General features: G+C 35.3%; 10 protein-coding genes and 1 pseudogene. 8 read left to right on the forward strand and 3 right to left on the reverse strand.

Annotated features, from left to right (window positions below; translation table 11 throughout):
• Positions 1–114: 114 nt before the first annotated feature.
• The gene (locus tag BU038_RS06225) at positions 115–1,371 is read left to right on the forward strand and encodes an aminoacyltransferase (protein ID WP_107605294.1); all 1,257 of its coding nucleotides are present in this window, start codon (positions 115–117) and stop codon (positions 1,369–1,371) included.
• A gap of 113 nt (positions 1,372–1,484) precedes the next feature.
• Here the strand turns inward: BU038_RS06225 and BU038_RS06230 are convergent, their stop codons facing one another.
• A complete protein-coding gene (locus BU038_RS06230) occupies positions 1,485–1,952 on the reverse strand; it encodes an S-ribosylhomocysteine lyase (RefSeq protein ID WP_107605295.1) in 468 nt (155 codons plus the stop codon).
• Positions 1,953–2,242: 290 nt separating this feature from the next.
• Here BU038_RS06230 and BU038_RS12660 point away from each other — a divergent pair.
• The 3 genes and pseudogenes from BU038_RS12660 to BU038_RS06240 form a co-directional block, all read left to right on the forward strand.
• Positions 2,243–3,400, forward strand: a pseudogene (locus BU038_RS12660) (M20 family metallopeptidase); the annotation flags it as partial.
• Between the two features lie 9 nt (positions 3,401–3,409).
• Entirely contained in the window at positions 3,410–4,630 is a 1,221-nt protein-coding gene (ldmS, locus tag BU038_RS12665; protein WP_241963156.1) for an L-aspartate--L-methionine ligase LdmS, read from the forward strand.
• Positions 4,631–4,769: 139 nt separating this feature from the next.
• Positions 4,770–5,435 carry a DUF2750 domain-containing protein gene (locus tag BU038_RS06240; RefSeq protein WP_107605297.1) on the forward strand — a complete coding sequence of 222 codons (666 nt, stop codon included), beginning with the start codon at positions 4,770–4,772 and terminating at the stop codon, positions 5,433–5,435.
• Positions 5,436–5,533: 98 nt separating this feature from the next.
• On the opposite strand, the gene coaW is transcribed toward BU038_RS06240, so the two are convergent.
• Positions 5,534–6,343, reverse strand: coding sequence for a type II pantothenate kinase (gene coaW, locus BU038_RS06245; protein ID WP_107605298.1), 810 nt, complete (start codon positions 6,341–6,343; stop codon positions 5,534–5,536).
• A gap of 93 nt (positions 6,344–6,436) precedes the next feature.
• Here coaW and BU038_RS06250 point away from each other — a divergent pair, with 93 nt between their 5' ends.
• The 4 genes from BU038_RS06250 (at position 6,437) to BU038_RS06265 (ending at position 10,233) form a co-directional block, all read left to right on the forward strand.
• On the forward strand, positions 6,437–6,802 hold the full coding sequence (locus tag BU038_RS06250) for a VOC family protein (protein ID WP_107605299.1): 366 nt from the start codon (positions 6,437–6,439) through the stop codon (positions 6,800–6,802).
• Between the two features lie 49 nt (positions 6,803–6,851).
• Complete coding sequence (locus BU038_RS06255) at positions 6,852–7,718, forward strand: GNAT family N-acetyltransferase (protein WP_182676015.1); 867 nt, start codon at positions 6,852–6,854, stop codon at positions 7,716–7,718.
• A 122-nt stretch (positions 7,719–7,840) separates the two neighbouring features.
• Entirely contained in the window at positions 7,841–8,389 is a 549-nt protein-coding gene (gene rpoE, locus BU038_RS06260; RefSeq protein ID WP_107605301.1) for a DNA-directed RNA polymerase subunit delta, read from the forward strand.
• A gap of 227 nt (positions 8,390–8,616) precedes the next feature.
• A complete protein-coding gene (locus tag BU038_RS06265; protein ID WP_107605302.1) occupies positions 8,617–10,233 on the forward strand; it encodes a CTP synthase in 1,617 nt (538 codons plus the stop codon).
• A gap of 102 nt (positions 10,234–10,335) precedes the next feature.
• Here BU038_RS06265 and BU038_RS06270 read toward each other — a convergent pair whose 3' ends face one another.
• Complete coding sequence (locus tag BU038_RS06270) at positions 10,336–10,869, reverse strand: DUF2529 family protein (protein ID WP_107605303.1); 534 nt, start codon at positions 10,867–10,869, stop codon at positions 10,336–10,338.
• Positions 10,870–10,997: the final 128 nt, after the last annotated feature.

Raw genomic sequence — 10,997 nt, forward strand, 5'->3', positions numbered from 1 at the left:
TTGGATGTTTTTGTTAAAACTTAAAAGAAATAAACAATTATGTACGACTATGTTGTGTGATGTGTTATAGAATGATACAGTTAAAGGGAGCGACATCATCAAAGGAGATGCACCATGTATTTTACTAATTTAACTGAAGCAGAATTCGACAATTATACAAAACAACATTTCTCTCATTACACACAATCAGTGAGACATTATCATAATCGCAATAAAGAACAACATGATGTGCACTTAGTGGGAGTTAAAGATGAAAATAATGAAGTCATTGCGGCGTGTTTATTAACAGAAGCGAGAAGTATGCGTTTCTTTAAATACTTCTATACACATCGCGGGCCGGTCATGGATTACAAAAATACTAAACTTGTAGCGTATTTCTTTGCGTCACTTACGTTATATCTAAGAAAACAAAAAGGATTATATGTGTTAGTTGATCCTTATGTTTTAGAAAGTATTAGAGAAACTGATGGTGAGATTATTGAACAATTTGATAATCACCAATTGATTCAAACATTAGAGAAATTAGGTTATAAACATCAAGGTTATTCCATCGGATATTCTTCTATGAGTCAAATCAGATGGCTCTCAGTATTAGATTTAAAAGGAAAATCAGAGACACAGTTACTCAATGAAATGGACTATCAAACAAGACGTAATATTAAAAAGACTTATGAAATGGGTGTACAAGTGCGTACACTTTCTATTGATGAAACACCGTTATTCTTCGAATTGTTTAAAATGGCAGAAGAGAAACACGGCTTCACATTTAGAGGCTTGGAATATTTTAAACAAATGCAGAAAATTTATGGTCACCGCGGTTTCTTAAAATTAGCCTATGTTGATTTACATACGTATTTAAAAGAGCTGAAAGAGAAACATGCGCAATTACAAAGTGATCTAGATGAAGTGAACGAGAAATTAAAAGAAAGTCCAAACTCTAAGAAATCAAAAAGCAGAGCCAATCAACTTCAACAACAATTTAATAGTAATGAACGTAAAATCAAAGAAACACAAGCGATGATAGAAGAAGATGGCAACATCTTAAACTTAGCGGCTGCGCTTTATCTGTATAATGAGCATGAAGTTTATTATCTATCTAGTGGTTCGAATCCTAAATATAATGCGTTTATGGGCGCATACCGTTTACAATGGGAAATGATTAAATTTGCGAAAAAGAAAGGTATTGACCGTTATAATTTCTACGGTATTACAGGCGATTTCTCTGATAATGCGGAAGATTATGGTGTGCAGAAATTTAAAGAAGGATTTAATGCGCACGTGGAAGAATATATTGGAGACTTTATTAAACCGCTTCGCCCAATGCTATATAAACTTTCATTATTATTAGACCAACTGAAAAACAGAGAATAGATTGAATCGATCTATTCATAATTCAATTAGCAAATAAAAAAGAAGCCCCGTCTCAAATCATTTTTGATTTGAAGCGGGGCTTCACTTACTATTAATGCATCAAATGACCAAGATTAGTCTTCGCTGAAGATTTTATCCCATTGGTCACGTTTTTCTAACATTTCTTGTGCAATTTCATGTGCACCTTCTAATGAGTGGCTTGCTGCCCATCCGCATTGTACTTCGTTACAAGCAGGGACTTCTTTAGCTGCCACAACATCTTTTAATGTTGCTTCAATGATGTTTAAAACATCTTCGTAGTCATCATGGTTGATAAATGATACATAGAAACCAGTTTGGCAACCCATTGGACTTAAGTCTACTACTTTGTCTGTGTGGTTGCGGATGTTTTCAGCCATTAAGTGTTCTAATGAGTGTAAACCAGGCATTTCCATGTGTTCTTTGTTTGGTTGTTTGAAACGAATATCGTATTTCTTAATAACATCTCCGTTTTGACCTTCTTTTGTACCTGCTAAGCGCACAAATGGTGCAACAACTTTAGTATGATCTAAATTGAAACTTTCAACGTTCATTTTAGGCATAAAACTAAACCTCCTTTAGTTCTTCATGTCTTATTGTAACAAGGCTAAGCGGCATTTACAATTTTACCGAATACACTTTTGATAAAAGTTTATCAGTTTACTCGGAATAAATTTGTTGAAAATTAAGAAAAAGGATGACAAAGTCATGAAAAACCTTTAAAATGTTTAGTAATCAATTTTACTGATAAAGATATAAAAGGGGATAAGAACGTTGTGCAAAAGCGTTCCAAATCGTGTTAAAACGACCTTAAAGACACATATATCTTTGAAAAATAAAGGGAGTCACTAAAATGTCATTTGAAACTCATATTGAACAATTTATAGATGCGAAACAGTCAGAATTTATTGATATCAGTCATAAAATCCATGAAAGACCAGAACTAGGTAACCAAGAAGTCTTTGCTTCTGGTTTATTAATGCAAGAATTAAAGAAATACGGCTTTGAAATTGAACAAGATATCGCAGGGCATCCGACTGGATTCATTGCTCAATATCATAGTCGTAAGCCAGGACCGACAATTGGCTTTTTAGCAGAGTATGACGCGCTTCCTGGATTAGGTCATGCATGCGGCCATAATATTATCGGTACAACAAGTGTGCTAGCGGGCATTGCTTTAAAACAAGTGATTGATAAAGTAGGCGGACAAGTGGTTGTTTTAGGTTGTCCAGCTGAAGAAGGTGGAGAGAATGGTAGTGCCAAAGCCAGCTATGTTAAAGAAGGCATTATAGATGAACTTGATGTTGCGTTGATGCTGCATCCTGGTAATGAAACATACAAAACAATCCATACATTAGCTGTAGATGTATTAGACATTAAATTCTACGGCAAAAGTGCGCATGCTTCTGAAAATGCAGATGAAGCGATTAACGCTTTAGATGCGATGATCAGTTATTTCAACGGTGTGGCACAACTACGTCAACAAATTAAAAAAGGTGAACGTGTGCATGGTGTGATTTTAAATGGTGGAGAAGCAGCCAATATTATTCCTGATTTTACTCATGCACGTTTCTATACACGTGCCACAACACGTAAAGATTTAGACGTGTTAACACACCGTGTTGGCCAAATTGCTCAAGGTGCCGCATTACAGACAGGATGTGACTATTCATTCAAACCGATTCAAAATGGCGTGAATGAATTTATCTTAACACCTAAATTAGATGAACTGTTTGCACATTATGCACGTCAAAAAGGCGAAGAAGTCAGTGAAGATGACTTCGGTTACGGTTCTACGGATACTGGTAACGTCAGTCATATTGTTCCGACATTGCACGCGCATATTAAAATCGGTCCAAGCAATTTAGTAGGACATACTTATAAGTTTAAAGAAGCTGCTGCATCTGACCATGGCGACAGTGCTTTAATTAAAGGTGCGGATATTTTAGCACGTATGGGCTTAGATTTAATTCAAAACAATGAATTATTGAGAGAAATCAAAGAACAACATGTTAGAAAAGTGAAGCAAGCATCATTAAAAGAACTTAGAAAACATTCAGAACAACCAAAAGTCACTTTAAGTGATTTATATGATGAGTCTATTGTTTATACGTCTCGTCCATCATATGTATCTAACCCTTGGTTAGAACCTGATGAACATCAATCTAACTTCTTAACAGGTCGTGAATTATTAATTGCGAATAAAATGCCGGTGATTGTACACGAAGCGAGTGTCACTGATAAGTTGAAACAGTTATTCAACGAAGTCGGTAAAGAAGTACCAAGCAATGTTTATAAATTCCATAATCAAGCTAGTTATGAACATTTATTACGTTCATTAACACAAGAAGATAATAAGAAAATTTACTTCCAATACGTGCATAGTGAAGATATTGTACCTAAAGAAGATTATGCGCTGGATAAAGATACTTTTGTCGCACTTAATAATAAAGCGCGTATTCCAGAATGGACAAACGGTAAATATTTGCCGAAACGTGAAGTTGTGGCGGTAGAAGACTTTGAAGAAGCAGTGAAGAAATGGGATTTACCAATAGTGTTAAAGCCTGGTGATGATTTACCGACAGCTGGCGGTTATGGTGTGATGATTTGCTATAACCAAGAAGATTTAGAAAAAGCGATTAAACGCGTTCGTGAAGCATTGGATGAAACAGAAACAATGATTATTGAACAAAAAATCGATGATATCGCAAATTACTGTGTACAATTTGCTTACTCAGATCAAATTGGTTTGAAATATTTAGGAACAGCTGAACAAATCACGGATGATTATGGTTTCTATAATGGAAATCAAAGTGTGCCCGTTGAAGAGGTACCGCAAGCTGTGATTGAAGCGGGCCGTGAAATAATGGAAAACGGTATTAAAGAAGGTTTCTATGGTGTCGGAGGTTTCGACTTGCTTTATGATAAATATGGTCATGTCTATGCGATTGATTTAAACTTCCGTCAAAATGGTTCAACAAGTATGTTATTGCTTGATGATGAATTGTCTGGAGATTTCCATAAATTCTATAGTTATTTCTCACGTGGCGACAATACAAAATTCTATCGTACGATAATGAAATATGTCCGCCAAGGTAAAATCTATCCATTATCTTATTATGATGGGGATTGGTATGGTAAAGACAAAGTCAATTCTCGTTTCGCGTGTATCTGGCACGGCAGTTCGAGAGAAGAAATTGAATTAAATGAAAAAGCCTTCTTAAAAGAAATTGGCGACTAATAGCCAATTATTGTGAAACGGTTAAAATCCTGTGTGATTTTAGCCGTTTTACTGCTTTCTATATCGTATTAGATTGACTGTTTAAGTTTATTATTTTATATTTGCATTGATACACAACTATAGAGAAAGTGGGTTTACTATGGATTATAAATACGAAACGTTTTTCAAAGATTTGCTTGTTAATGAAACGTACTACATTGCAGTCAAAGATAGAAAAATGGTACGAAGAGATGTAGATGGACAAGCTATTGCGCTTTTTTGGACAAAAAAAGAATTAGCAGAAGCTTATTTTGAAAACCGTAAAGACGCTTACGATAAAATTATTATTCGTGATTTAGATCGCTTTGTGACAAGTGAAATGGATGACTTATTTGATAAAGGGGATAAAGTTTTAGTCAATGTCACAGACGAATTAGATGGTCATTTCATTGATATTTATGAAGCCACAAAACAAATCATGACTGAACTTGATCGTATCCGCACAGTTGAATTTGCGAGAATTACTGCGAAAACAGATGATGTGTATGGTCTGACTGATAAAGGTAACAAACAATTTATTATTATCAGTAATAACGGGGAAAACCAACCTAACTTTATGCCAGTGTGGAGTGACTATCAATCTGCATTGAAAGTTCGCGATGAGGATTTTGAAGAATGCGATGTTGACCAAGTTGAAGGGGAAGTCTTCAGTGAATGGCTAGATCAATTAAGAGATGATGATAACGGTGTCGGCATCAACCTAAAACCGAATGTCGTAGGTTCAATTGTTTCAGCACAAACATTGAAAAATGAATTATCTTATTAAGGCGTTGTGCTGTGTGACGAAAAAATAAAAATATAAAGTAATAGGGAATAAGGCAATGATTAGATTATCTGCCTTATTCCCTATTTATTTGATGAGTTTTAAGCTGGATTGCCTAAATAGATGCTGCCTAATGCACCTGAAAAAGCGCCGCCTTCAACATAGTAAGGTTTGAAACCACGTAAGACTGTATAATCTTCCACGACTTTACGTAATAGATGGTTATTGTTGAATGAAGAACCGATATATACCACATTTTCAGTATGAAACTCTCTTGCGAGTGTGATGGCCATGGTTGTGACAACCTCTCCAACGACACCCATTACTGATGCTAGTTGATCTGCAGTTGATACTTCTTTATCTAGATGACGCATCACATGTGCGAAGTTTGCGGCTGTTAAATCACCTGGAATAGGTGGTTCGCTATTTTTATAGATGTGTTTTACTTTTAAGTCGATAAATTCACGATCACCTTGTTCAGCAGTATCTGTTAAAGTTTGGTAATCTGTAATACCAGATAATAAGTAACCTAACCCTTGAATCATACCGCCGCCAGCACCAATGCCGCCGACACGTCTTTGTGTTTGGCCGTCAAAGTAGTGCATAGATGTTCCTGTTCCGACATTGGCGAAGATGTAGTCTTTTAAATAGTGACCTTGTTCTTCTAATAACATATTTAAACCTTTTGATGCTGCATCGAACTCAACGAATTCTTGTGCAGGAAAATCTAATTGATCTTTAATCATTTGTGCTTTACCGCCAGTTAAAGAAACATTTCTGCAAGGTTGCTGATTCAACCAATCAATTACTTCTGTTAATTCATCAGTACGTTTCGTTCTGAAAGTACGTCGTCCATTGTCGATTTCGACGATTTTAATTAATGTACCACCGGCATCAATACCGATTTTCATAGTTTCACCTCAAAATTATGTATGACATGTAATCATTAATAGTATAATCAAAAGAGAAAGAAAAAAGCAAAGTTAAGGAGTGTACAATAAAAAATGAAATTAAGTCCATACCTTATCGTAGAAAATGTTGCAAAAGCAGCTGAATTCTATCAAAGTGTTTTCGGCGGAGAGATTAAAATATTAAATCAACAAAAGGAACAAGTGTTGCATGCGGAAGTTCATATTTCTGAAGCTATCGTGTTGCATTTATCTAGCAATTACGGTAAACCATTCAGTAATGAAAATGTGAATCTGCTTTTAACATTTGAGGATGCTTCTGAACAACAACGTGTATATGATGCGTTAAGTGAAAATGGAGATCCGCACATGCCGATTGCCAAAACTTTTTTCAACGCAATGCATGGTCAAGTCAGAGACCGATTCGGTGTCAATTGGCTCTCAAATTGTTTCTCAAACTAACACGTAGGGAAACACTAATTGAACTTGTAGTAAATTAGAAATGTAGGGGATGTATATGAAACACAGTAAGCAATATGAAGATATTATCGTTCAGCCATACGAACCAAAGTACCATCAAGAAGTCGTAGATTTCGAACTGTCAGAAAGACAGATGATTTATTCTTCTTTACCGATTCAAGTATTAGACGATGCTTTAAAAGACAAAGACCGTATCGCGAATATAGCTATAAATCAAAAAGGGGAAGTGGTCGGCTTCTTTGTTTTACATCAATATTATCAACATGAAGGTTATGACACACCAGAACATGTCGTCTATGTGCGGTCGTTATCTATTAATGAGAAATTCCAAGGTAATGGTTACGGTACGAAAATAATGATGAACTTACCGAATTATGTTCAGTCACTATACAGTGACTTCAATCATTTATACCTTGTTGTCGATGCTGAAAATAAAGCAGCGTGGAATGTGTATGAACGTGCGGGCTTTATGCATACTGCGACGAAACAAGAAGGACCGATTGGTGAAGAACGCTTGTATTATTTAGATTTAGATTCTAAATATGTTTCGTCATTAAAGTTGAAAGCGCCAGATGAACAACCCGATAAAGAAATCGATACAGTCCATTTAATGTTGGACGGCCAAAAAGCAGGCTTTATTGCCTTACAAGCAACAGAAAACCGTATGCATATCAGAGGTATTGAAGTAGATAAAGATAAACGTCATAAAGGTATCGCAGAAAGTGCTTTACGCCAGTTAGCGACATACATCAGAAAAACATATCCACAGATAGAGGTGTTAGATATTGTTTTGTTTGGTGAACATAATGAATTAAAACCGTTATGTTTGAACAGTAATTTTGTCGCAACCTTGCAAACTGAAGATTATGTTAAATTTGAAAAATATATCGTTTATTAAAAAAGTAATCATTAGCATTGCGAAATAGGGCATTGTCATTTATAATTTACATTTGTTAACATGAGAAATAAGTAAACTTGTGATTGAATTGATAAAGCCTTTGAAAGGGAGTAATAGAACATATGAAAATTCAAGACTACACAAAAGAAATGGTAGACGAAAAATCATTCATCGATATGGCCCATACTTTGTTAGAAGAAAAAGGGACTACAATGAATTTATACGATATCATTGATGAATTTAAAGCTTTAGGACATTATGAAGATAATGAACATTTAGAGAATCGTATCGTTCAATTCTATACTGACTTAAACACAGATGGTCGTTTCCTTAATGTCGGAGAAAATATGTGGGGATTACGTGACTGGTATTCAGTAGATGATATTGAAGAAAAAATCGCACCTACAATCCAAAAATTCGATATCTTAGATGAAGAAGACGAAGAAGATAAAAACCTTAAACTTCTTGGCGAAGAGGAAGAAGAGGAAGACGAAGCGAGAACTGAAGAAGATGTTGAGGATAATGAAGAAAATCTAGATGATCCTCAAGATGAAGAAGAAGTGAATGAATCTGATATCGTTATCGAAGAAGATGAAGATGAATTAGAAGAAGCAGAAGAATTATTCGAAGATGCAGTTGGCTTTAATGATGAGCCAGACGATGAAGAATAATAATTGACTTTTTCTTGAAAAATGATAAAATTTTATTCGGGCTCCTTTAATTAGGACAACGTGTATAAATCATACGCTCCCCCTTTACATGAGATGTGAGAGGGAGCGTTTTTTTATTTTATAAGCGATATTGATTATAAGCGCTAAGACCTTAAATGTCTTAACATGAATACAAACAAGTTATGGAATGTAAAATTAATTTGTAATTGAAAGTAGGAGGAAAAAGAATGACTAAGTTCATATTTGTTACTGGCGGAGTAGTTTCTTCACTTGGTAAAGGGATTACAGCTGCATCATTAGGCAGATTATTAAAAGATAGAGGTTTATCCGTAACGATACAGAAATTCGATCCATATTTAAACGTAGACCCAGGTACTATGAGTCCGTATCAGCACGGGGAAGTCTTTGTGACAGATGATGGTGCGGAAACAGACTTAGACTTAGGACACTATGAACGTTTTATCGACATTAACTTAAATAAATATTCAAACGTGACTGCAGGTAAAGTATACTCTCACGTATTGAAAAAAGAACGTCGCGGTGATTACTTAGGCGGTACAGTTCAAGTTATTCCTCATATCACAAATGAAATTAAAGAACGATTATTATTAGCAGGCGAAAGTACCAATGCAGATGTTGTGATTACTGAAATCGGCGGTACAACGGGCGATATCGAATCACTGCCATTTATTGAAGCTATTCGTCAAATTCGTAGTGATTTAGGCAGAGATAATGTCATGTATATCCACTGTACATTATTACCTTACATCAAAGCAGCAGGTGAAATGAAAACTAAACCGACACAACACAGTGTTAAAGAACTACGTGGTTTAGGTATCCAACCTGATTTAATCGTGGTAAGAACAGAATATGAAATGACACAAGATTTAAAAGATAAAATTGCGTTATTCTGTGACATTCCTGAAGAAAATGTAATCGAGTGCCGTGACGCTGAATCTTTATATGAAATTCCTTTACAATTAAGCAAACAACATATGGATGACTTAGTTATCAACCGCTTAGACTTAGATGCGAAATACGATACGCAATTAGATGAATGGAAACATTTATTAGAAATCGTAAACAACCTTGATGGTGAAATCACAATTGGTTTAGTCGGAAAATATGTGAGCTTGCAAGATGCTTATCTTTCAGTTGTAGAATCATTGAAACACGCTGGCTATCCATTATATAAAGACATCAAAGTGAAATGGATTGATTCTAGCGAAGTGACAGATGAAAATGCGGCAGAATACTTAAAAGATGTTGATGGTATTTTAGTACCTGGCGGTTTCGGTTATCGTGCAAGTGAAGGTAAAATTTCAGCAATCCGTTATGCGCGTGAAAACAATGTGCCATACTTCGGTATCTGCTTAGGTATGCAGTTGGCTACAGTTGAGTTCGCACGTAACGTTCTTGGTTTAGAAGGTGCACATTCTGCAGAATTAGATCCAGATACACCATATCCAATTATTGACTTATTACCTGAACAAAAAGATATCGAAGATTTAGGCGGAACATTACGTTTAGGCTTGTACCCAAGTGAAGTTAAAGAAGGTACATTAGCTTATGATATCTACGGTAAAAAAGAAATTGAAGAACGTCATCGTCATCGTTATGAATTTAACAATGACTATCGTCAACAAATGGAAGATGCAGGTATGGTCTTCTCAGGTATCAGCCCAGACGGCAGAAGAATTGAAATGGTTGAAATTCCTGGTAATGACTTCTTCTTCGCAAGTCAATTCCACCCTGAATTCTTATCAAGACCAAACCGTCCGCAACCTATCTTCAAAGCATTTATTGAAGCGGCTAACAAATATCAGCAAAATAAAAATAAATAAGACGCATTGCGTTTAAAATAAGCATAAAGAAGCGGCAAAGCAGATTCACAACTAGGTGAAACAGCTTTGCCGCTTTTGTTTTGTATTTTCAAAACATTTTAGTTACTCTTCTACATTCAAATCTAGGTCTCTGATCATTTCAATCATTTGCGTGTAGATTTCGTAATATACATAAGTGAACGCCATAGGGTGAGGTTGAACGATTTTGTCGTAATCCTCTGTGTAGACAATCGGTCTTGGCGTACATAAATCAATATAATGAAGAAGATGATCAGGAATCGGTGTTTCTTTATTTTTATTACAGATTAAAACGAAATCAACATCTAAATCAATCAAGCGTTGTGTATCAGCTTGTACTTCTTCTGTATAAAAAGGAGAGAAAAGTAACACACGATCTGTAGTATCTAATGCTTCATAGCTTTCTAAATCAGATAGTCGTTTACTTGCTTCAAGTTTTTCATTACTGTTAAGTACATATTCTTCAAAGCATTTTAAGTCGTCATAACCTTTGACGTAAACATGACCTTCTCCGCCAATCGCTTGAATTAAACATTGTGCTGCCATTTGTATATCCAATTCTTGTTGATTTAAGCGATTGAATATACCTGTAAGTTGTGTTTGTAAGATATTCGCCATAGTAGCCTCCAACTAAATTATCGATAGTTCAATTTTAAATGAAGGCAATCTTTAATTCAATTGACTGAAAAATGTATAAAGTGTAGTTGAAAATGGGTAATAATAAAAAATACAACGTTAAGCATAGC

Source organism: Staphylococcus simulans (genome assembly GCF_003043455.1).
Lineage (GTDB): Bacteria > Bacillota > Bacilli > Staphylococcales > Staphylococcaceae > Staphylococcus > Staphylococcus simulans_A.

Coding starts and splice junctions, on each gene's coding strand:
- BU038_RS06255 (WP_182676015.1), top strand. CDS start 6,852: ATGTATATGAAACACAGTAAGCAATATGAAGATATTATCGTTCAGCCA.
- rpoE (WP_107605301.1), top strand. CDS start 7,841: ATGAAAATTCAAGACTACACAAAAGAAATGGTAGACGAAAAATCATTC.
- BU038_RS06240 (WP_107605297.1), top strand. CDS start 4,770: ATGGATTATAAATACGAAACGTTTTTCAAAGATTTGCTTGTTAATGAA.
- coaW (WP_107605298.1), bottom strand. CDS start 6,343: ATGAAAATCGGTATTGATGCCGGTGGTACATTAATTAAAATCGTCGAA.
- BU038_RS06250 (WP_107605299.1), top strand. CDS start 6,437: ATGAAATTAAGTCCATACCTTATCGTAGAAAATGTTGCAAAAGCAGCT.
- BU038_RS06230 (WP_107605295.1), bottom strand. CDS start 1,952: ATGCCTAAAATGAACGTTGAAAGTTTCAATTTAGATCATACTAAAGTT.
- BU038_RS06265 (WP_107605302.1), top strand. CDS start 8,617: ATGACTAAGTTCATATTTGTTACTGGCGGAGTAGTTTCTTCACTTGGT.
- BU038_RS06225 (WP_107605294.1), top strand. CDS start 115: ATGTATTTTACTAATTTAACTGAAGCAGAATTCGACAATTATACAAAA.
- BU038_RS06270 (WP_107605303.1), bottom strand. CDS start 10,869: ATGGCGAATATCTTACAAACACAACTTACAGGTATATTCAATCGCTTA.